General features: G+C 71.4%; 20 protein-coding genes. 7 read left to right on the forward strand and 13 right to left on the reverse strand.

Annotation, left to right across the window (positions count from 1 at the left end):
* The first annotated feature begins 124 nt into the window (after positions 1-124).
* Genes O9K63_RS03355 through O9K63_RS03365 form a run of 3 tightly spaced genes read left to right on the forward strand, consistent with a single transcriptional unit; the run spans position 125 to position 4610 of the window.
* Entirely contained in the window at positions 125-1420 is a 1296-nt protein-coding gene (locus O9K63_RS03355) for an aromatic ring-hydroxylating oxygenase subunit alpha (protein WP_431190384.1), read from the forward strand.
* Complete coding sequence (locus O9K63_RS03360) at positions 1417-2580, forward strand: hybrid-cluster NAD(P)-dependent oxidoreductase (RefSeq protein WP_277240530.1); 1164 nt, start codon at positions 1417-1419, stop codon at positions 2578-2580. Before O9K63_RS03355 ends, O9K63_RS03360 begins: the two co-directional genes overlap by 4 nt.
* Complete coding sequence (locus tag O9K63_RS03365) at positions 2577-4610, forward strand: FAD-dependent oxidoreductase (protein ID WP_277240532.1); 2034 nt, start codon at positions 2577-2579, stop codon at positions 4608-4610. The genes O9K63_RS03360 and O9K63_RS03365 overlap by 4 nt, the downstream gene beginning before the upstream one ends.
* 67 nt (positions 4611-4677) lie before the next feature.
* Here the strand turns inward: O9K63_RS03365 and O9K63_RS03370 are convergent, their stop codons facing one another.
* The 13 genes from O9K63_RS03370 to O9K63_RS03430 form a co-directional block, all read right to left on the reverse strand.
* Complete coding sequence (locus O9K63_RS03370) at positions 4678-5829, reverse strand: CaiB/BaiF CoA transferase family protein (protein ID WP_277240534.1); 1152 nt, start codon at positions 5827-5829, stop codon at positions 4678-4680.
* Entirely contained in the window at positions 5826-6716 is an 891-nt protein-coding gene (locus tag O9K63_RS03375; RefSeq protein ID WP_277240536.1) for a fumarylacetoacetate hydrolase family protein, read from the reverse strand. Before O9K63_RS03375 ends, O9K63_RS03370 begins: the two co-directional genes overlap by 4 nt.
* 12 nt (positions 6717-6728) lie before the next feature.
* Positions 6729-7502 carry an SDR family oxidoreductase gene (locus O9K63_RS03380; protein ID WP_277240538.1) on the reverse strand — a complete coding sequence of 258 codons (774 nt, stop codon included), beginning with the start codon at positions 7500-7502 and terminating at the stop codon, positions 6729-6731.
* A gap of 5 nt (positions 7503-7507) precedes the next feature.
* Positions 7508-8398 (reverse strand): dihydrodipicolinate synthase family protein, encoded by an 891-nt coding sequence (locus tag O9K63_RS03385; protein ID WP_277240540.1) that lies wholly within the window; start codon positions 8396-8398, stop codon positions 7508-7510.
* Positions 8395-9609 (reverse strand): L-2-hydroxyglutarate oxidase, encoded by a 1215-nt coding sequence (gene lhgO, locus O9K63_RS03390; protein ID WP_277240542.1) that lies wholly within the window; start codon positions 9607-9609, stop codon positions 8395-8397. Before lhgO ends, O9K63_RS03385 begins: the two co-directional genes overlap by 4 nt.
* A complete protein-coding gene (locus O9K63_RS03395; RefSeq protein WP_277240544.1) occupies positions 9606-10868 on the reverse strand; it encodes an MFS transporter in 1263 nt (420 codons plus the stop codon). The genes lhgO and O9K63_RS03395 overlap by 4 nt, the downstream gene beginning before the upstream one ends.
* On the reverse strand, positions 10865-12871 hold the full coding sequence (locus O9K63_RS03400) for a TRAP transporter permease (protein ID WP_277240546.1): 2007 nt from the start codon (positions 12869-12871) through the stop codon (positions 10865-10867). Before O9K63_RS03400 ends, O9K63_RS03395 begins: the two co-directional genes overlap by 4 nt.
* A complete protein-coding gene (locus tag O9K63_RS03405; protein ID WP_277240547.1) occupies positions 12868-13380 on the reverse strand; it encodes a hypothetical protein in 513 nt (170 codons plus the stop codon). Before O9K63_RS03405 ends, O9K63_RS03400 begins: the two co-directional genes overlap by 4 nt.
* Positions 13381-13387: 7 nt before the next feature.
* Positions 13388-14359 carry a TAXI family TRAP transporter solute-binding subunit gene (locus O9K63_RS03410; RefSeq protein ID WP_277240548.1) on the reverse strand — a complete coding sequence of 324 codons (972 nt, stop codon included), beginning with the start codon at positions 14357-14359 and terminating at the stop codon, positions 13388-13390.
* Positions 14360-14396: 37 nt separating this feature from the next.
* Positions 14397-15068, reverse strand: coding sequence for a carboxymuconolactone decarboxylase family protein (locus tag O9K63_RS03415; protein ID WP_277240550.1), 672 nt, complete (start codon positions 15066-15068; stop codon positions 14397-14399).
* A complete protein-coding gene (locus O9K63_RS03420; RefSeq protein WP_277240552.1) occupies positions 15061-15834 on the reverse strand; it encodes an SDR family NAD(P)-dependent oxidoreductase in 774 nt (257 codons plus the stop codon). Before O9K63_RS03420 ends, O9K63_RS03415 begins: the two co-directional genes overlap by 8 nt.
* 125 nt (positions 15835-15959) lie before the next feature.
* Complete coding sequence (locus tag O9K63_RS03425; RefSeq protein ID WP_277240554.1) at positions 15960-16628, reverse strand: GntR family transcriptional regulator; 669 nt, start codon at positions 16626-16628, stop codon at positions 15960-15962.
* Positions 16629-16656: 28 nt separating this feature from the next.
* Positions 16657-17337, reverse strand: a complete 681-nt coding sequence (locus tag O9K63_RS03430) for a TetR/AcrR family transcriptional regulator (RefSeq protein ID WP_277240555.1) — start codon at positions 17335-17337, stop codon at positions 16657-16659.
* Positions 17338-17425: 88 nt separating this feature from the next.
* Here O9K63_RS03430 and O9K63_RS03435 point away from each other — a divergent pair, with 88 nt between their 5' ends.
* From O9K63_RS03435 to O9K63_RS03450, 4 genes are all read left to right on the forward strand, one after another.
* Entirely contained in the window at positions 17426-18613 is a 1188-nt protein-coding gene (locus tag O9K63_RS03435; protein WP_277240557.1) for an acyl-CoA dehydrogenase family protein, read from the forward strand.
* A 176-nt stretch (positions 18614-18789) separates the two neighbouring features.
* Complete coding sequence (locus O9K63_RS03440) at positions 18790-19218, forward strand: TraR/DksA family transcriptional regulator (RefSeq protein WP_277240559.1); 429 nt, start codon at positions 18790-18792, stop codon at positions 19216-19218.
* A 155-nt stretch (positions 19219-19373) separates the two neighbouring features.
* The gene (locus O9K63_RS03445; RefSeq protein ID WP_277240561.1) at positions 19374-20063 is read left to right on the forward strand and encodes a TetR/AcrR family transcriptional regulator C-terminal domain-containing protein; all 690 of its coding nucleotides are present in this window, start codon (positions 19374-19376) and stop codon (positions 20061-20063) included.
* A 174-nt stretch (positions 20064-20237) separates the two neighbouring features.
* Positions 20238-20420 (forward strand): hypothetical protein, encoded by a 183-nt coding sequence (locus tag O9K63_RS03450; RefSeq protein ID WP_277240562.1) that lies wholly within the window; start codon positions 20238-20240, stop codon positions 20418-20420.
* Positions 20421-20581 lie beyond the last annotated feature (161 nt).

Below are 20581 nucleotides of genomic sequence, written 5' to 3' on the forward strand. Positions count from 1 at the left end.
CGACGCCGTGCAAGAACGTGCGCTTCTCCTCATATGAGATCCGGGTCACACTCGAGGTGGGACGCCAGATCGGATCGAGGAGTGCACCGTGACCGCTTACGCAGCGACCACCCGGCCCCAACCAGTGACCACCCCGGACACGGCCACTCCGTCCACGCCCGGATCGCCGCCGGGGGACCTCGGAGCCTCCGGACTGGCGCAGCTCGTCGCACGGCGCACGCCCGGCCGCTCCCTCGAGGCGCCGTTCTACACCAGCCCGGACGTCTTCGACCTCGACGTGGCAGCGGTCTTCGCCCGCCACTGGGTCTTCGTCGCCACCGAGCCGGAGATCCCCGAGCCCGGTGACTACGTGACCGTCGACATCGGTCCGTACTCCGTCATCGTGCTGCGCGACGACGAGGAGCAGGTGCGCGCCTTCCACAACGTCTGCCGGCACCGCGGCACACGGTTGCTCCCCGAGGCCCGCGGGTCCGTGGGCAACCTCGTGTGCGGTTACCACCAGTGGACCTACGCCACCGACGGGCGCCTGCTGCACGCCGGGCAGCAGTCACCCGACTTCGACGCCGGCTGCTGGAGCCTGAAGCAGGTCCACGTGCGCTCCGTGGACGGGCTGGTCCTCGTCTGCCTCGCGACCGACCCGCCCTCCGACATCGACGACGTCGCCGCCCGGCTGCGGCCCTACCTCGCACCCCACCGGCTGGCGCGCACGAAGGTCGCCGCCCGGGAGGACCTGGTCGAGCACGCGAACTGGAAGCTGGTGATGGAGAACAACCGCGAGTGCTACCACTGCGAGGCCGGCCACCCGGAGCTGACCTGCACGTTCTTCCCGACCTGGGGCTATGCCGAGGACGCGATCCCGCGCCGGCTGCTGCCGGCGCACGAGCGCTACCTGGGTGCGACGGCCGAGCTGGCGGAGACCTGTCGCACGCGGGACATCCCCACCGCGCTGATCCGTGAGGTGTCCGGCCGGTCGACGGCCTTCCGGGTGGACCGGGGGCCGCTGGACGGGGCGGGGGAGTCCTACACCCGCGACGGGCGGGCCGCCTGCGAGCGCCTGCTGGGGGACCTGGACGTGCGCCGCCTGGGCCGACTGTCGATCCACCTGCAGCCCAACTCGTGGTTCCACGTCGTCGGCGACCACGCCGTCACCTTCACCGCGCTGCCGTTGGCGGCCGACCGCACCCTGGTGCGCACCACCTGGCTGGTCCACGAGGACGCCGTCGAGGGCGTCGACTACGACCTGGCGACCCTCACCGACGTGTGGCACCGGACCAATGCCCAGGACGCGGGCTTCGTCTCCCGCGCGCAGGCCGGGGTCAGCGACCCCGCGTACGAGCCCGGCCCGTACTCGCCGTCCGAGAGCGACGTCGACGCCTTCGTCACCTGGTACATCGAGCGACTGGCGGAGGAGCTCGGATGACCGACATGCTGGTCCGCCCCGCCACGAGGGCAGGAGCAGACCCCCGGGAGGGCGCGTGGACCGACACGATCGACGGCCCGCTCACCTGCACCGCCGTCGTGGACGTCACCCACGACGTGCGCACCTTCACCTTCGCGCCTCCCGCTGGCAGGTTGCTGCGGTTCCTGCCGGGCCAGTACCTGACGTTCAGTTTCGTCGTCGACGGCCGGCCGGTCTCGCGCTGCTACACCATCTCCTCCGCACCGACGCGGCCCGAGCTGCTGGAGATCACCGTCAAGCGGGTGCCCGGCGGGGTCGTCTCCCCGTGGCTGCACGAGCACCTGCGGCCCGGGGACGTCGTCGAGGCGAGCGGGCCGTGCGGTCAGTTCAGCCACGAGCTCCACCCCGCCGACAGCCACCTCTTCCTCACGGCGGGCAGCGGCATCACCCCGGCCATGTCGATGCTGCGGACCCTGTGCGACACCGGTGCCGCCGCCGACGTCGTCCTCGTCCACTGCGCCCGCACCCCCGACGACATCGTCTACCGCAGTGAGCTCGCGCAGCTGTCCGCCCGCCACGGCGTCGCGGTCGCGGTCCTGTGCGAGGAGGACTCCCCGGGTGAGCACTGGGACGGCCTGCGCGGCCGGCTCGACGCGGCCGCGCTGCGGCAGGTCGCGCCGGACCTGCGCCGCCGCGAGGTCTTCACCTGTGGTCCGCCACCCTTCATGGCGGCGGTCCGTGAGCTGCTCGAGGGCGAAGGGGGCGACCCCCGCCGCGCGCACGAGGAGTCCTTCGTCCTCGAGGGCGCGATGTCGACCGGGCGGTCGACCGCCGATGACCCGTCGACCACCGACGGCCGGGCGGCCGCCGACAGCCGGGCGGCCGCCGACGACCACGTGGGAGCCGACCGCGTCGCGGCGACGTACCGACTCGAGCTGCGGCGCAGCGGTCGGGTCGTGGAGTGCGACGGCGAATCGACGATCCTCGAGGCGGCGCTCCGGGCGGGGGTCACGCTCCCTTCGTCGTGCGAGGAGGGCATGTGCGGCACCTGCAAGCTGACCCTGCTCGACGGCCGCGTCGACATGCAGCACGCGGGCGGCATCCGCCCGCGGGAGGTGGCCCAGGGGAAGATCCTGCCCTGCTGCTCCACCCCGCTCGAGGACGTGGTGGTGGACGCATGAGCGCCGAGGACCCACTGCTGACCCCCTTCGCCCTCAAGGGGCTCCGGCTGCGCAACCGCATCGTCAGCACCTCCCACGAGCCGTCCTACAGCGAGGACGGGCTGCCGGGGAAGCGGTACCGCGCCTACCACGTCGAGAAGGCGCGCGGCGGCGTCGGCCTGACGATGATCGGCGGCAGCGCGCTCGTCAGCCGGGAGGTGGCGCCGGCCTTCGGCAACCTGCAGCTGTGGCGGGAGGAGTCCGAGCCGCTCCTGCGGCAGCTGGCCGACGAGGTCCACGAGCAGGGTGCGGCGGTGATGACCCAGCTGACCCACCTGGGGCACCGCACGAGCAACTATGCCCACGAGTGGCTGCCGGCCATCTCGGCCAGTGCCGTGCGCGAGCCGGCGCACCGGGCCTTCACCCGGGCGGCCGAGGAATGGGACATGGACCGGGTCGTCCACGACTTCGTCACCGTCGCCCAGCGGTGCCGGGCCGCGGGTCTCGACGGCATCGAGCTGATGGCGTACGGCCACCTGCTGGACGCCTTCTGGAGCCCGACGTGGAACCACCGCGAGGACGAGTACGGCGGCAGCCACGACAACCGGATGCGGTTCCCGCTGCGCGTGGTGCGGGCAGTGCGCGAGGCGGTCGGCCCGGACTTCGTCGTCGGAGTCCGGATGAGCTTCGACGAGGAACGCGAGGGCGGGCTCGGCCCGGGGGAGTCCCTGGGCGTGGCCGAGGACCTCGTGGCGGCAGGGGTCGACTTCTTCAGCGTCATCCGGGGGACGATCGCCACCGACGCCGAGCTCGCCAGGGTCATCCCGCCGATGGGCACCCCGGCCGCCCCGCACCTGGAGTTCGCCGGGCAGATCCGGCGGAAGCTCTCGGTCCCGGTGATGCACGCGGCCCGGATCGCCGACGTGGAGACTGCGCGCCACGCGATCCGCGAGGGGCTGCTCGACCTCGTCGGCATGACCCGGGCACTGATGGCCGACCCCGAGCTGCCCGCCAAGGTGCGCGAGGGGCACTCGGACCGGATCCGTCCGTGTGTCGGCGCGAACATGTGCATCGACGGCATCTACGCCTCGGGCGCCGCCTACTGCATCCACAACCCCTCGACGGGTCGCGAGCTCGAGGTGCCGCAGCGCGTCGAGCGGGCGAGCACGACCAGGCACGTGGCGGTCGTCGGCGCCGGTCCGGCCGGTCTGGAGGCGGCGCGGGTGCTGGCCGAGCGCGGGCACCGGGTGGAGCTGCACGAGGCCGCCGACCGGGTCGGCGGACAGCTGCTCCTCGCCTCGGCCTCGCCCCGCCGTCGCGACATGCGCGGGATCATCGACTGGCGGCGTGACGAGCTGGCCCGGCTCGGTGTCGCGGTGCACCTGGGCAGCCTCGTCGACGCGCAGACCCTGCTGGGGGAGCGGTGGGACGTCGTCGTCGTCGCGACCGGTGGGGTGCCGGCGGTGCCGCAGGTCCCCGGTGCGCAGCTGCTGCTGGACACCTGGGACGTGCTCTCCGGGGCCCGTCACCCGCACGGGCGGGTCCTCGTCTACGACGACCACGGCGGCCACCAGGCGCTCGACGCCGTCGAGGCACTGCTGCGCAGTGGTGCGGACGTCGAGCTCGTCACGCCGGAGCGGACGCTCTCGCCGGACGTCGGAGCCATCAGCGCGGCCGGCTACATCGACGCGCTCGCCCGTGCCGGGGTACCGGTGACGCTGCTGCGGCGGCTGACCGGCGCGCGCCGGTCGGGGTCACGGCTGGAGGTGGACCTTGGTGTGGACGGCTCGGACTTCGTGGAGAGCCGCACCGTCGACGCCGTGGTGGCCGAGATGGGCACCGACCCCGTCCACGACGTCTACGACGAGCTGGTCGGCCACTCCACCAACCACGGTGCGGTGGACCTCGACGCACTGCTCGGGTTGCGTGCCCAGACGATCGTGCGCAATGAGGACGGCGCGTTCCAGCTCTTCCGCATCGGGGACGCGGTGTCCAGCCGCAACGTGCACGCGGCGGTGCTCGACGCCGCGCGGCTGTGCCGAGCGATGTGAGGCTTCGAGACGGTCGCGGGGCGACCTCCTCAGCCGTCGGTGGCGAGACGGTCGCGGGGCGACCTCCTCAGCCGTCGGTGGGCGGATGCCCGAAGGTGGCGCCGGAGTGCTCACCGAGCAGCGGGGGGACACGGCGGTAGCGAGCCGGCGTGCCCGACAGCCGGATGGGGTTGGAGACCTGCTGGCTGGTGCGCGAGTCGTCGGGATCGGCGATCTCGACGACGGGTTCCAGGCCCAGGGCCTCGGCCAGCCCGAGCGCCTCGACGACCGAGTTCACCTTCCCGGCCGGGACCCCCTCGGTGGTGAGCCGGTCCGCCCACTCAGCGGCGGACCGGGTGCACAGTCGGCCCTCGAGCAGCGCCTTCAGCTCGTCGCGGTGGGCCACCCGACTGGAGTTGTCGGCAAAGCGCGGATCCGTCCCCAGCTCGGGGACGGACAGCACCCGGGTCAGCGCCCGGAACTGCTTGTCGTTGCCGACCGCGACGGCCAGTGGTCCGTCGGCGGTCGCGAGCGTCTCGTAGGGCGCGATGCTCGGGTGCGCGTTGCCCATCCGTTGCGGCGCGAGCCCGGTCACCAGCGTGCTCGACGCCTGGTTGACCAACCCGCTCAGCAGCGAGGAGAGCAGGTTGACCTCGACGCGCTGACCGACGCCGGTCTCGTCGAGGGCCCGCAGGGCGGTGAGGATCCCGATGACGGCGTTCTGCCCGGTGACGACGTCGACGAGGGCCACCCCCACCTTGCTCGGCTCTGAGTCGGGGGAGCCGGTCACGCTCATCAGCCCGCCGACGGCCTGGACGAGCAGGTCGTACCCGGGCAGGGTCGCCCCGCCCGCGCTGCCGAAACCGGTGATCGAGCAGTAGACGAGCTCGGGCCGGCTCGCGTGCAGGGTGTCGAAGTCCAGTCCGTAGCGCTCCATGACCCCGGGCCGGAAGTTCTCGACGACGATGTCGGCCTCCATCGCGATGGCGGTCGCGGTCGCCAGACCCTCGTCGGTGCCCAGGTCGCACGTGATGGAGCGCTTGTTGCGGTTGACGCTGGAGAAGTAGGTGCCGACGCCGAACTCGTCCACCGGCGGCACCCAGCTGCGGGTGTCGTCGCCGGAGGGTCGCTCGATCTTGATGACGTCGGCACCGAAGTCCGCCAGCACCATCGTGGCGAAGGGGCCTGCGAGGACCCGGGAAAAGTCGGCGACCTTCAGGCCGGCCAGGGCGTCGCTCATCGTGCGTCCTCCTTCGGGGGTGTCTCGTCGCGCACGGCTGCCGGGCCGGTGACCGGGTTGGTCAGCACACCCACGCCCGGGATCCGGCACTCCGCCACGTCGCCCGGCGCGATCGGCACCGCCCCTGGTGTCCCGCTGGAGATGATGTCGCCGGGATACAGCGGCATGACCTTGCTGTGGAAGCTGACGAGGTACGCCGGGTCGTAGCGCATGTGCGAGACGGTGTTGCGGCGGTGGACCTCACCGTTGACGACGGTCGCGACCTCGACGTCCGCCAGCGAGGCATCCTGCACCGCCTCCTCGAGCGGCACGATGGCCGGCCCGAAGGAGAAGAAGCCGGGGAAGTTCTTCGCCCGGGTCAGGAACCGCGGGTTGCGCTGGAGGATGTCCTCTGCGGTCTGGTCGAGCACCGGGACGACACCGACGAGGTGGGAGAGGGCATGCTCCGGCTCCACGTCGCGGCAGTACCGGCCGATGACGAGCCCAAGCTCCGCCTCGGTGGTCGTGCGTTCGCTCTGGGAGGGAAGGGGGATCGACTCACCCGGTCCGATGACGGTGTGGTCAGCCTTGATGAAGGAGGCCGGCTCCTCGGGCACGGCCTCCGTGAGGTCGCTGGCGTGCTCGACGTAGTTCAGCCCGATGCCCCAGATCATCCGGGGACGGCGGTAGGGAGCGGTGTAGGTGACGTCGGTGCGGAAGAGGTCGTCATCGGCGTGCACCGCCGCGGCACGCAGCTCCTCCCACCGCCCCGACGTCAGCACAGCGAGGGCGTCGCCGGTGAAGTCGGTGAGCAGGTCGGTGGCGCGGGCGGCGCCGCGAGTGGGGTCGACGACCACCGCGTCGACGACGTGGGGTCGGGTGATGGATCGGATGCTCGCGAGCTGCATCAGGGTCTCCTCTCAGTAGGAGCGGCTCATGCCGCCGTCGCAGCGCAGCTGCTCACCGGTGATGAACGATGCGGGCTCACTGGCCAGGAAGGTCACCGCTGCCGCGAACTCCTCGGGACGGCCGTACCGGCCAGCCGGGATCCCGGCCATCGACGCGGCGCGAACCTCCTCGACACTGCGTCCGGTGCGCTTCGCCGTCGCGGCATCGAGGGCATCGACCCGGTCGGTGCCGATGCGGCCCGGGAGCACCATGTTGACCGTCACACCGTCGGCAGCGACCTCCCCGGCGAGAGTCTTGAGGTACCCCGCCAGTCCGGCCCGCCCGATGTTGGACAGTGCCAGGTTGGCGATCGGCGACTGGACCCCGCTGGACCCCATGCCGATGACCCGGCCCCAGGCCCGCTCGCGCATGCCGGGCAGCACGAGGGAGACCAGCCGCTGGTGCTGTACGAGCAGCTGGTGCACGGCCGCCATCACCTGCGCGTCGTCGAGGTCGGCGGCGGGACCCGGGGGAGGGCCGCCGCCGTTGAGCACCAGCACGTCGACCGGGCCGAAGGCCTCCTCGGCGGCGGCGACCAGCTCGGCCGGGGCGCCGTCGTCGGTCATGTCGATCTCCACACCGATGGCGGAGGGGAGCCGGGCCGCCTCCTCCCGGACGACGTCACCACGACGCGCGGCGAGCACGACGTCAGCACCCTCGCGCGCCACTGCCTGCGCCACGGCCAACCCGATCCCGGCGCTCGCGCCCGGGACGAGTACGTGCTTTCCCTGCAGTCCTGTGTCCATCGTGCTCAAACCTCCATGGGTGTCGTCGTCAGGTGGGCGTCGATGAACGACGCCAGATGCTGGGGGAGCTCCTTCGCCGGAGGCCGCACGAGCGACTCGGCGATGATCCCGCGCCGGCGCAGCACCTCCTTGCGCAGGGCCAGCCCGATGCCCGGCTGCGCCTCGAAGTTGGCCATCGGCAACCACGGGGCGAACGCCTCCCGCGCGGCCGGGAAACCCCCTTCGTCCCAGGCCCGCAGCGCGGCCAGCAGGCCCTCGGGGTGGGAGAAGCCGGTCATTGCCCCGGCCGCCCCGGCGGCCAGCTCGTCGAGGAGACCGACGCCACCGAGCCCGCCGAAGACCGGCACGTCGGTGGCGCTCGTTAGCTCCGCGATCGCCTGCGCCGTCGGGGGCGCTTCGGACTTGATCGCGGCCGTGAACGGGCACCGCTCGACCACGGCCAGCAGGGCGGCGGACCCGATGTGCACGCCGGAGGCCACCGGGTAGTCCTGGATGACCACGGCGACCCCGGTGGCCTCGTGGAGCGCGGTCAGATGGGCGACCACCACGTCGGGGTCGGGGCTGTTGACCTGCACCATCAGCCCCGCGAGACAGGGCCTGGCAGCCTCGAGCGCGGTGTGCGCCTGCTCGATGGCCACCGGCGTGGTCAGGGCCGACAGGCCGACGACCACGGGCACGTCACCGGCGTGCGCGGCGACGGTACGCACGGCGTCGGACTGCTCCCGGGTGTCGAGTGAGCGCCCTTCGCCGAAGACCCCGAGGGCCACCACGCCCGTGGCCGGCACCCGGGAGAAGAACTCGACCTCGCTGCGCAAGGACTCGGTGTCCAGGGCGCGGTCGGGGCCGGCGAAGGGGGTCGCGAGGATGCCCCAGAGGCCGGGAGTGAGCGTGCTCATGCGGCTGCTTCCTTCCGATCGAGGAGGATATCGACGACGTGCTCGGCGATCGCCAGCGACGACGTGGCCGCGGGGGAGGGCGCATTGCGCAGGGCCAGGACCGGTCCGCGACGGGTGATACGGAAGTCGTCCACGAGGGCGCCGTCGACACCCAGGGCCTGGGCGCGGACCCCGCGCGGCCCCGGGACCACGTCGTCGGCCGTCAGCTCGGGTACGTAGCGGCGGGCCGCCCCGACGAAGCGCTGCTTGCTCGCCGATCCGAGCATCTCCGTGATGCCGGTGCGCCAGTGCCGGGCAGCGAATCGACGGAAGCCGGACCAGGCGACGGCGTCGCGCAGGTCGGCCGCGGAGACGCGGGACCAGCCGTAGCCCTCGCGGGCCAGGGCGAGGACGGCGTTCGGGCCGACCATCACCTCACCGTCGACGCGGGGTGTCAGGTGCACACCGAGGAAGGGGTAACGGGGGTCGGGCACGGGGTAGACCAGACCACGCACGAGGTCCCGGCGCTCGGGTCGCAGCAGGTAGTACTCGCCCCGGAAGGGGACGATGCGCGGGTCCGCCTCGTCCCCGGCCAGGGCGGCGACCCGGTCGGCCTGCAGCCCGGCGCAGAGCACGATCTGCTCGGCGCGGACCTCCCGACCGTCTGCGCCGGTCACGATGGTCCGGTCGCCGTCCGGCCGGATGCCGGTCACCTCGAAGGAGGTGCGCACGCTCCCGCCGGCCGCGGTGATGTCCTCGGCCATTGCACGCGTGACCGCCGCGTAGTCGACGATCGCGGTGTGGGGCGAGTGCAGACCGGCCACACCCGTGACGTGCGGCTCGATCTCGCGCAGCTCGTCCGAGCCGATCTCGCGCACGCCGGGCACCCCGTTGGCGCGGGCCCTCTCGGTGATGTCGGACAGGCGGGAGCTCTCGGCCTCGTCGAGGGCCACGAGGACCTTGCCGCACTCGTCGTAGGCCAGCTCGTGCTCGGAGCAGAAGTCCTGCAGGAGGTGGACCCCGCGGCGGCACAGCCGGGCCTTGAGCGAGCCCGGCACGTAGTAGAGGCCGGCGTGGACCACGCCGCTGTTGTGGCCGGTCTGGTGGGCGGCCAGGACCGCCTCTTTCTCGAGCACGGTGACCTCGGCGCCCGGTTGCAGCTGCAGGATCCGTCGGGCGGTGGCCACTCCGAGGATCCCTCCGCCGACGACGGCGTAGCTGGTGGGACTCATGTCCTCTCCTTGTCTCTGATGATGCTCCCGCGGCCGGTCGGTAGACCGCGGGAGCTGCGGATCATGTGCCGCCCGACCCGGAAGAGGGTCGCGGCGGCCAGGGCAGTGCCGGCGGCGACGAACCAGCCGGTCCGGTAGGACGTCACCTCGACGACCAGCCCGAACAGCAGTGGGCCGGCGGCCGAGCCGAGGGACACCCCGGTCTGCAGTGTGCCGGTCGCCAGGGCGGCCCGGGCACGGTTGTCACGCACGACGGCGAAGTGCAGCAGCCCGGTCCACGTCCACCCGGAGGCGAAGGCCAGCCACGCACCGAGGGCCACGGTGACCTCCGTGCCGACCGTGAGCAGGAGGAAGCCGACGGCACCGCCGGTGAGGAGGTTGGCCATGAACACGTAGGGGCTGCGGCCCGGGTGGCGGTCGATGACCGCACCCCAGACGATGCGCAGGACCAGCCCACTTCCCGCTGCGACGGCGAAGACCAGCCCGGCGGTGCTCGGAGTCATGCCGATCCGGACGGCGGAGTCGATGAGGAAGACCCCCAGCGACGTGGCCGCGGCGGCGGCGAGCGCCCCGGCGATCGTGACGACGAGCAGGGCCCGCGGCGGGGTCCCGTGGTCGGGCCGGGCCGTGGCTTCCTCGGGTGCGTCGTCTGCCGGTCGCAGCCCCGCGCCGACGAGCGACCACGTCGCGATGGCGGCAGCCAGGCAGGCGCCCATCGCGAACGCCCAGCGCCAGCCGATGCTCACGGCGATCACCGGGACGGCGAGCCCGCTGAGCATGGTCGCGGCGGGGATCGAGGACTGCTTGATGCCGAAGGCGAGGCCGAGCCGCGCGGAGGTGACCGCACGCGAGATCCGCAGGTTCGCCGCCGGCTGGGCCAGGGCGTTGGCCAGCCCTCCGACCGCCAGGCCGGCCAGCAGCACGAGGTAGGAGCCGGCGACGGCGAGCACCCCGAGCGCCACGGTGGCCAGCGCCGCCGAGATGGCGATGCCCGTGCCGGCGCCGACGGTCTGGACGAATCGGCCCAGCCGCCGGGCCAGCAGCCCGCTGACGGTGAAGAGGGTCGCGGCGGCGATCCCCATCTGGGCCGGACCCAGGGAGAGGTCGTCGCGGATCTGGACCGTGAGGGCGCCGACGAGGAAGGCCGGGAGCACCCCGGTCGTGGTGACCAGGACCGCCTGGAGCAGCGCGGGCACGGCTCCCGGACGCCAGAACGGCGGACGCTCTGCGGGGTCACGCCCGGCGGGCGGGCGCCTCACGAAGCATCAGCGGCGAGGGGCGGTGGCGCCTCCTCCTCGTCAACGTCGTGACCGACTCGTCGCCGGATGACGTGGATGACCGCCCCGAGGACGATGGCGGCGGCGCCGACGGCCATGGAGATCGGTTCCATCGCCAGCAGCACGATCGCACCGGCGCCCATCAGGACACGCTCCGGCCACTTCGCAGGACCGAGCAACCAGCCACCGGTGGCCACTGCCAGGGCGGACACGGCGATGATCGAGGTCACCAGCGCCACGAGCACCGACGTCACGCCGCCGGACATCAGCAGTCCGATCCCGTCGTCGGACAGGACGAAGATGAAGGGCACGAGGAAGGCGGAGAGCGTGTAGCGCCAGGTCAGCCACATCGTGGGGATGGGCCGGCCGCCGGTGATGGCGGAGGCGGCGAAGGGGGAGAGTGCGGTGGGTGGGGAGACCTCGCTGAGCACCGAGTAGTAGAAGATGAACATCGCAGCGGCGAAGGGCTCGACGCCCACGTCCTGCAGCGCCGGGCCGATGATCACCCACGAGATGATGAAGCTGGCGGTGACCGGGACGGCCAGGCCGAGCAGGATCACCGAGATGGCCGACAGCACCGCGGTGAGGATCAGGTTGCCGCCGGCGACCATGACGATGATGTTGGCCAGCTTCAGGCCCAGGCCGGTCAGCGTCATCACACCGACGATCAGACCAGCGGCCGCCATGATCGGGATGATCGACAGGGCACCGTGGGCACCTTCGGCCAATGTGTGCCAGATCCGCTTCGGGGTCATCCACGAGTCGCGCTCGAGGAAGCTGAGCAGGAACGCGAGCAGGGTGGAGAAGACGACCGCACGGAAGGGGGACATGCCCAGGGTCATGAAGACGACGATGGCCACGAGCGAGCTGAAGTGGTAGCCGAAGCGGAGCAGCAGCTTGCCGGCGGGCTTGGTCTCGAAGGCGACCGTGCGGGTGCGGAACTTCCGGGCGTCCATCTCGATGGCCAGGATGATGCCCAGGTAGTACAGGATCGTCGGGATCGTGGCCCAGATGAGCACCTGGAGGTAGGACTCGCCCAGCAGGGCGGCGATGATGAAGGCGGCCGCCCCCAGCGTTGGTGGGGACATGATCGCGCCGATGCCGGCTGCGGCCAGGACGGCCCCGCCGTGCTCCTTGGGGTAGCCCGCCTTGCGCAGCAGCGGCCAGGAGATGCCACCGAGGGTGACGGTGGTGGCCACACCGGAACCGGAGACCGTGCCCAGCAGGAAGCCGGCGAGGGTGACCGTGCGGCCGGGCCCGGACGCGGACTGACCGAACGCGGCGAAGGAGAGGTCGACGAAGAATCGGGTCGCCCCCGAGGCGCTGAGCACGGCACCGTAGATGGTGAAGAGGATGATGTAGGTCGCCGCCACGTCGGTGGGCACTCCGAAGAGGCCCTGGGTGCCCATCACGTTGTGGCCGACCAGGCGGGGCCAGTCGTAGGAGTCGGTCCGGAAGGGCCCGGGGAAGTAGGGACCCCAGTACGCGTAGGCTAGGAAGAAGACCACGACGAGCGGGACGAGCAGTCCGACGGTGCGACGAGCGGCCTCCAAGGTCACCAGGATCGCGACGGTGCCCATGATGATGTCCAGGTCGCTCGGGATGATCGCCCGGCGGAAGAAGGCGTCCCAGTCGGAGATGATGTACGCGAAGGGCACGACCGCGACGACGGCGATCACCCAGTCGAGGATGGGCGGGTTGTCCGGGCGGCCACTGTCCTTGCGGGTCCACCCCCGGTAGACGAGGAAGGTCATCGGCAGCCCGATCATCAGGAACGCCGGCAGGTACAGCTGCGTGGCCATTGGGCGGAAGACCCAGTACAGGCCGAAGAGGGAGAGGGTCACTCCGATGGCCTGGATGAGGAGCAGTGGTATCCCGCTGAGGTGGCGTGCCGGCTTCTCCGACTCGTACTCGGCGATCAACGCGTCCTCGTCGATCGTCTCCTCGTCGGACGGCGTGAGGACGTCCCCAGGTCGCTCGGTCATGGGTTCTCCTTGATGTCGATGCTCAGGTAGGGGTCGCTGTCCTCGACCAGGCGCCACAACGCCACCGGCTCGCTCCCGGGCACGTGGAGCACGCGCTCGCCCCGGTCGGTGGCGGCGATGGACAGGTCGGTGAAGACCGCGGGATGGGCAGGATCGGGCGGGACCACCCACCTGCGTCGGTCGTTCTCCGGGGCCTTGCTGGGGGCGCCGGGCACCCCGTAGTACTCCTCGAGGACCGCCAGCTGCTCGGCGGCGATCTGCACGAGGTGGTAGCTGCCGTCGGCCCGCACCTCGTAGCGTTCCTCGGCGAGGGTGCGGTAGATCGAGTTGCGGTAGCTGACGGCGAACGTGTCACCCTCGAGCGGAACCGTGGCCAGCGCCTCGCCACCGTCGTCGGTCACCACGACGCTGCGGCCCTCGGCGTCCTCCCACGGGGAGGCGAGGGTGACGCCGAGGGCGGCGAGGGCCGCGCAGCAGACGACGACGATGGCGATGGCGCGTGTGGGCACGAGCGGGTCAGCCCACCTCGTCGTAGTACTTCTGCGACCCCGGGCAGGCGTCGATGAAGGGCACGTCCCCGGCCGTGGAGGCGTCGAGCTCCTTGGCCGCCGAGTGCACCTGCACCAGCGCGTCCTTGTTCTCGAAGATCGCCCGGGTGACGTCCTCCTGCAGCTGCTCGTCCATCGAGGTGTTCGCCACGAGGATGTTCGGCGAGGCGATCACCGAGACCGGCTCCGACTGGCCCTCGTAGGTCTTGGCGGGGATGTCCTCCTTGACGTAGTAGTCGCCGTACTCCTTGGCCAGCTCGTCGGCGTACTCACCGATCTCGATCAGCTGCATGTCACCGGTGCTGGCCAGGTCGACGAGGGCACCGGTGGGCAGACCACCGGACCAGAATCCGGCGTCGATCGTCCCGTCGCGCAGCGCGTCGACCGTCTCGGCGGCGCCGAGCTGACGCCGGTCGATGTCCTTCTCCGGGTCGATGCCGGCAGCCTCGAGGACGCGCATGGCTCCGACCTCGGTGGCCGACCCCGGAGCGCCGACCGAGATGGTCTTGCCCTTCATGTCCTCGGCGCTCTGGACGCCGGTGCCCTTGGTCGTCACCGGTTGCATGTAGTTGTGGTACATCGAGCCGATCGAGCACACGTCCAGCGGCTCCTCGAAGGAACCGGTGCCCTCCGCGGCGCCGGCGACCACGTCACCGACGCCGAGCGCCAGGTCGGCCGAGCCCTCTTGGATGAGCATCATGTTGTCCACGGAGGCATTGGTCTCCTGGGCGGTGGCCGACGTGCCGTCGACGTTCTTGGAGATGACGTTGGCGATGCCGCCGCCGAGCGGGTAGTAGACACCGCCTGTGCCACCCGTCGCGATGGTCAGCGCGCCGTCGCCACCTCCGCCACTCCCTTCGCCGCCATCACCTCCGCAGGCGGCGAGGAAGAGGGCCGGGACGGCCAGCAGCGCGGCAGTGCGCGCGGTTCGCTTGGTCATGGTGATCTCCTTTGATCGGTGTGACTTCGTGCGTGGGTCAGGGGGTTGTCGATGGGCCCGGATCGGCGAGGGTCCCTGCGGTTTCAGGGTCCTGCTGGGGCGCGGGAACGGCTCCCACGGCGAGCAGGCCCGCCAGGGTCTGGTAGTAGCCGACGAGGACCGTCAGCTCGGTGACGCCGGCGTGCCCCAGGTGTGGCAGGGCACGTTCGTGCACCTCGTCGTCGATGCGCGCACCGCGCAGCAGTGCGGTGGCCAGGTCGAGGGTCGCGGTCTCCGCCGACGAGAGCGAAGGGGGGAGCTCACCGCGGCGCAGGCCGTCCAGCTCGTCGTCCGTCACGCTGACCTGGCGGGCGACGCGGCTGTGTGCGTACCACTCGTAGTCACTGTCCAGGGCCGCCGCGACGAGGCAGATCACCAGCTCCCGGGTACGCGCCGGCAAGCGACCGCCGAAGCGAAGCGACGAGCCGAGTGACTGCAGTGCCTCGCCGATGGCGGGGGAATGGAGCATCGCGTTGAAGGGACCGGCCAGCCGACCGTCGTCGTCGACGAGGAGGAAGGGGCCGTCCTTGCGGGGTGATTCGGTGATGGTCTCGTACAGGGCCCGCTGCGCCTCGTCGAGACCGGCGGGCTCGAGCAGCGGGAAGCGACCGCCGACGGCACGCTCACGCACGTGGCTCCGGTCGCTCGGGCGGTGGCTCCGCTCAGACAAGAGTGCGACCTCCGTCGACGTAGAGGACCTGCCCGGTGACGAACGCGGCCTGTCGGGAGGCGAGGAAGAGCACGGCGCCGGTCAGGTCCTCGACGGTGCCGAGTCGTCCTGCCGGCACGAGCGAGGTGTAGTGCTCGCGCACCCCCGGTCGGTCGAGGTGGCCGCGGGTCAGCTCGGTGTCGGTGTAGCCGGGGGCGATGGCGTTGACCGTCACGCCGTCGGCGGCCCACTCCCGGGCCATCACGCGCAGCAGCTGGTCGAGCCCGCCCTTGCTGGCGGCATAGGGCCCGTGGTCCGGGTGGGCCAGGGTGCTCGAGACGGAGGAGCAGTACACCTGCCGGCCGTAGCCGGCGGCGACCATGTGGCGGCCGGCGGCGCGGCCCAGGCGGAAGGCGCTGGTGAGGTTGACCTCGATCATCCGGTGCCACTCGTCGTCCGCGACGTCCAGGACCGGGACGCGGTGGTTGGCCCCGATGGCGTGCACCAGCACGTCGATCCCGCCCCAGTGCTCGACGACGCCGTCAACGGCTGCGGTGCAGCCGCTCGGGGTCGTCAGGTCAGCGGTGATGCGCTCGATCCGCCCGTCCAGTCGCGCGAGGGCGTCCGTGGCGACGTCGACGGCGCACACCCGGGCTCCGGCGTCCTCGAAGGCCCGGGCGCACGCGCTGCCGATGCCGCCCGCGCCTGCCACGAGGACGCGCTGACCGGCCAGTCCCAGCCAGTCCTGGGCGGTGACGTCATCGGCCCGCACCTGCGTAGTGGTCATTTGGAGAATGTATCCAATTATCGAGCGGCTGTGTGGCGCAGGACACGAAAAAAGCGGGTTGGATCAGGTCACGATCCGGTTACGACAGGCCCTCCGTGTGCCCGCCGCGGGCGGCTGTCGCGGGCTCAGCCGGCTTCGAGGAAGCCGCGCAGCGAGGCGATGGCGTGCTGCCGGTGCAGGTCGAGCATGTCGATGAGTGACTCGGCGTCCCGGCGGACGAAGGCGTCGATGATCAGCTCGTGCTCGTCGCGCACCACCGCTCGGTTGGCGGGCGTGCCGTAGTACACGAAGCGGTAGGTGTCGGTTGCGTCCCACAGGACCTGGATGAGGCGCTCGAGCCGCGGCATCTGCGCGGCCTTGACCATCACGAAGTGGAAGCGCCGGTTCGCCTCGGTCATCGTCAGCAGGTCGCCGGCCTCCCCGGCCGCGTTGACCTGCGCCGCAGCCTGCCGCATCTCCTCGACGACCTTGTCGTCGGCCCGCTCGACCGCCAGCCGGGCGGCCTCGGCCTCGAGCAGCTCCCGGATGCGGTAGACCTCCAGCAGGTCGTCCATCGACAGGCGGGCGACCTTGTACCCGCGGTGGGGCTCGTAGACAACCTGGCCCTCACTCTCGAGCGTGCTCAGCGCCTCACGCAGCGGCACCCGGCTGACCCCGAAGCGCTTCGCCAGGGCGTCCTGCCGCAGAGCCTGACCGGGCATCAGGTCACCGGCCACGATCGCCTGGCGCATCTGCTCGAGGACGAACGCCTGCGCCGTGGGTGGCCGCCTGACCGAGGCGCTGGAGCTGGTCATCCCGCCGCTCTCCGTGGTTGTGGTCCCGTCACGGCCCAACCCTAGTGGACCGCTCCTGCGCCGCCGCCGGGGAAGTCGGGCCCGCGACCACCTCCGCGTACCGCGCGGTCAGCCCGTCCAGCAGGCAGGCCAGGCCGAGCTCGAAGCTCTCCCGGTCGATCTCCTCGGCGAGCTCCGGCAGCCGGTGCGCCTGTGCGAGAGCGGGGTAGCGGTCGAGGTAGACCCGGGCGTCGTCGGCAAAACCGCTGGCGAAGGGGGTCGATGCGGCCCCGACGACGAGGTACTTCACCGAGCCGGCGATCTCGGTCGCGTAGCGGGCGGGCCACCCCGCGGCGAGCAGGCCCGCATGCACCCGCTCCGACATGGCGAGGAAGTCCTCGCGCCGGCCGGCGCCCGAGGCGACGAGCGGCACGGCGTTCGGGTGGGCCGCCAGCGAGGCCCGGTACGAGCGTGCCCAGGTCTCCACCCCCCTTCGCCATGTGCCGTCGGCGAAGCCGCTCGTGTCGACCTGGCGGGTGAGCAGGTTGGCGACCGCGTCGAGGACCTCGTCGCGGTTGGCGTAGTGGCTGTAGAGGGAGGGGGCCTGCACGTCGAGGGCGCGGGCCAGTCCGCGCATGGAGAACTGGGCGAGGCCGTCCTCGTCGATCAGCCGCAGGGCGGTGTCGCGGATGCGTTCACGACTCAGGAGCGGTGTGCTGGGACGAGCCACGGAGCGGGCCTTTCGCGATCGGAACCTAACGGTATAAGGTTACCGCACCGCACAAACCTAACACCGTATGGACCTCTTGGAGATGACGATGAGCGCACCGCAGACCCCCACCTCCCTGTTCGGCATCGACACGCTGCTCACGGAGGAGGAGCGCGCCATGCAGCAGACCGTGGCCCGCTACTGCACCGACCGGCTCCGGCCCCACCTCGCCGCCTGGTACGAGGAGGGGAGCCTGCCGGCGCGGGAGCTCGCCCGGGAGCTCGGCGACCTCGGGGTGCTCGGCATGCACCTGGAGGGGTACGGCTGCGCCGGCACCAGCGCCACGGCCTACGGCCTCGCGTGCCTGGAGCTGGAGGCGGCCGACTCCGGTCTGCGCAGCCTGGTGTCGGTGCAGGGGTCGCTCGCGATGTTCGCCATCCACCGCTGGGGGAGCGAGGAGCAGAAGCAAGAGTGGCTGCCGCGGATGGCCGCGGGCGAGGCCATCGGGTGCTTCGGGCTGACCGAGCCGGACTTCGGCTCCGACCCCGGCGGCATGCGCACGCGCGCGGTGCGCGACGGTGACGACTGGCTCCTCAACGGCACCAAGATGTGGATCACCAACTCCCCGATCGCCGATGTGGCCGTGGTCTGGGCCAACACCGACGAGGGGGAGGGCTCGCGCGGCATCCGCGGATTCGTCGTCCCGACCGACACCCCCGGATTCTCGGCGCCCGAGATCACCAAGAAGCTCTCCCTGCGCGCCTCGATCACCGGTGAGATCGTCCTGCAGGACGTGCGGCTGCCCGCCTCGGCGATGCTGCCCGAGGCGGCCGGGCTCTCCGGCCCCCTGTCCTGCCTCAACGAGGCCCGCTTCGGGATCATCTTCGGCGCGGTCGGGGCGGCTCGCGACTGCATCGACACGGCCCTGTCCTACGTGGGGGACCGCGAGATCTTCGGCAAGCCCCTCGCGGCCTACCAGCTGACCCAGGCCAAGCTCGCCGACATGACCCTCGAGCTCGGCAAGGCCATGCTCCTGGCGATCCAGCTCGGCCGGATGAAGGACGCCGGGACCATCCGCCCCGAGCAGGTGAGCCTGGGCAAACTGAACAACGTCCGCGAGGCCATCGCCATCGCGCGCGAGAGCCGGACCCTGCTGGGCGCCAACGGGATCACCCTCGAGTACCCCGTCCTGCGGCACGCCAACAACCTCGAGTCCGTGCTCACCTACGAGGGCACCTCCGAGGTGCACCAGCTGACGATCGGCAAGGCGCTGACGGGGGAGGCGGCGTTCCGCTGAGCAGCCGGTCGGGGTCGGTTCACGTCAGCGATGGACTCCACCACCGCGGCCGGTAGCGGACCACGACTGCGACATCCGGTGTGGCGCCCCTCCCGCACATCGCTGTGATTACGCTGTAAAGTCCCGCTTACGATGTAATCGCCGGCGCAGGGTGCGTCCGGCTCGAAGGGGTAGTGATGACGCAGACGTGGACCGAGAAGACGCCGGCAGAGGCCCCGGTGAAGGTGACGGCGGAGGACTCGTCGTGGACCGAGGCAGAGCTGAGGCAGGTGCGGGCGGACCTGACGGCCGAGGTGGATCGGTTGAGCGAGGAGATCGCGGTGATCGAGGCCGAGATCAGTGGGGTCGTGGAGGACCCGATCGGCGCCGACGGTCGCGACGAGGCGGATGTGGGGGGCAAGCTCGCCGAGCGGGAGCATGAGGTCAACCTGCTCGAGGGGGCCCGTGCGGGTCTGGCGCAGAACATGGCTGCCCTCGAGCGTCTGGACGCGGGAACCTACGGCACGTGCGAGTCCTGCGGTGAGCCGATCGGGAAGCTGCGTCTGCAGGCCTTCCAGCGCGCAACCCTGTGCGTGTCGTGCAAGAGGGCGCAGGAGAAGCGCTGACGCTCCTCCGGCCGGGCGCAGACGTGGCGACCAGCCCCGGGCGGGTTCACGCGTCGGGGTGACTCGCCGCGGGACCGCGCCGACCCGTCCCGGGCGCGTCCTCCGTTGCAGGGCCTAGGATGCGCTGCGACGACGTTGACGGAGAGGACCTGCGGATGACTACTTCCCCAGAGTCGACCGGGTCACGCACCCGCCTGGATCGGGAGCGAGTGGTCCACGGCGCGATCGAGGTGATCGCTGCCCACGGAGTCGATGGCCTGACCATGCGTCGAGTCGGTCAGGAGCTCGGCGTCGAGGCCATGGCCCTCTACCGATACGTCTCGGGGCGGGACGAGTTGCTCGAGGCAGTCGTCGACGCCCTCCTGGGCGGGATCACCACCAAGGTCGAGGCGCAGGGTTTCGACTCGTGGCAGGGGTACCTGCAGGCCTTGGCCCATGAGGTGCGGGGCGTGGCCCTGACCCATCCGGCGGCCTTCCCGCTCGCCGCGACCCGGCACCCCGAGGCGCCGTGGCTTCGCCCTCCGCTGCGGAGCATCGCCGTGGTCGAGCACTTCCTCGCGACGCTGACCGGGGCGGGCTTCGATGACACGGCCGCCGTGGACGCCTACAAGTTGTTCACCACATTCCTCATCGGGTCCTTGCTGCTGGAGGTTGCCGCCCACGGCAGCGACATCGCCGGCGTGGGCCAGGCGGGGAAGGGGGGCGCGCCCGCCACTCTCAGCGGGGAGCTGGAGGACGCGCCCCACGTGCGACGAACTCAGCAACGGCTGAGCAAGGACACGAGCAAGCAGGAGTTCGAGGTCGGTCTGGAGGCCCTGATCGACCGCATCGAACGTTCTTTCTGAGCGCCCTCTGGCGCGTCCACCGCACCACGCCATCGGTCGCGTGCGGAGCGCGTCGGACAGTGGTTGCCGGGGCCCGTTTTCGCTTGTAAGTTTACAAGATAATCCGCGACTCGTCGGTGAGGGGTACGACCGCCCTGCGAGCCCGTGCGGAGGCGGAGCGAAGCGGAGGCCAGCATGACCGAGGACCAGCCCAGCGACATGGCAATGCCAGCGGATCCGGCCGTCGAGCGCTGCAAGGAGAACGCTCGCCGGCTCCAGCTCCTGCGGGAGCGGCTCGCCGCCGAGCGGTCCGAGGACGGGCCCGATAAGCGCGTCGATGACCGCGTCGTCGCGGCTGAGGGCGTCGCGCCTGCCTAGTTCCTCGGTGTCGGGTGGTGGCGGGGCGCCACCGTGAGATGGGTGCCGAGTGAGCAAAGATGCGCACGGGGTGGCAATTTGGCTCCGCCTGGGGGATCATTTCCCCGTGCGGGGGAGGCCGGGTGCGCTCGCCCCTCGGATCCGCGCTGTTGTGGGGTTCC

This window comes from Janibacter cremeus, from assembly GCF_029395675.1.
GTDB lineage: Bacteria > Actinomycetota > Actinomycetes > Actinomycetales > Dermatophilaceae > Janibacter > Janibacter cremeus_A.

Bases quoted from the DNA above. Each gene is read 5' to 3' on its own strand.
- O9K63_RS03420 (WP_277240552.1), bottom strand. From the start codon at position 15,834: ATGACCACTACGCAGGTGCGGGCCGATGACGTCACCGCCCAGGACTGG.
- O9K63_RS03385 (WP_277240540.1), bottom strand. From the start codon at position 8,398: ATGAGCACGCTCACTCCCGGCCTCTGGGGCATCCTCGCGACCCCCTTC.
- O9K63_RS03425 (WP_277240554.1), bottom strand. From the start codon at position 16,628: ATGACCAGCTCCAGCGCCTCGGTCAGGCGGCCACCCACGGCGCAGGCG.
- O9K63_RS03370 (WP_277240534.1), bottom strand. From the start codon at position 5,829: ATGAGCGACGCCCTGGCCGGCCTGAAGGTCGCCGACTTTTCCCGGGTC.
- O9K63_RS03450 (WP_277240562.1), top strand. From the start codon at position 20,238: ATGACCGAGGACCAGCCCAGCGACATGGCAATGCCAGCGGATCCGGCC.
- O9K63_RS03435 (WP_277240557.1), top strand. From the start codon at position 17,426: ATGAGCGCACCGCAGACCCCCACCTCCCTGTTCGGCATCGACACGCTG.
- O9K63_RS03440 (WP_277240559.1), top strand. From the start codon at position 18,790: ATGACGCAGACGTGGACCGAGAAGACGCCGGCAGAGGCCCCGGTGAAG.
- O9K63_RS03375 (WP_277240536.1), bottom strand. From the start codon at position 6,716: ATGCAGCTCGCGAGCATCCGATCCATCACCCGACCCCACGTCGTCGAC.
- O9K63_RS03380 (WP_277240538.1), bottom strand. From the start codon at position 7,502: ATGGACACAGGACTGCAGGGAAAGCACGTACTCGTCCCGGGCGCGAGC.
- lhgO (WP_277240542.1), bottom strand. From the start codon at position 9,609: ATGAGTCCCACCAGCTACGCCGTCGTCGGCGGAGGGATCCTCGGAGTG.
- O9K63_RS03365 (WP_277240532.1), top strand. From the start codon at position 2,577: ATGAGCGCCGAGGACCCACTGCTGACCCCCTTCGCCCTCAAGGGGCTC.
- O9K63_RS03445 (WP_277240561.1), top strand. From the start codon at position 19,374: ATGACTACTTCCCCAGAGTCGACCGGGTCACGCACCCGCCTGGATCGG.
- O9K63_RS03410 (WP_277240548.1), bottom strand. From the start codon at position 14,359: ATGACCAAGCGAACCGCGCGCACTGCCGCGCTGCTGGCCGTCCCGGCC.
- O9K63_RS03360 (WP_277240530.1), top strand. From the start codon at position 1,417: ATGACCGACATGCTGGTCCGCCCCGCCACGAGGGCAGGAGCAGACCCC.
- O9K63_RS03400 (WP_277240546.1), bottom strand. From the start codon at position 12,871: ATGACCGAGCGACCTGGGGACGTCCTCACGCCGTCCGACGAGGAGACG.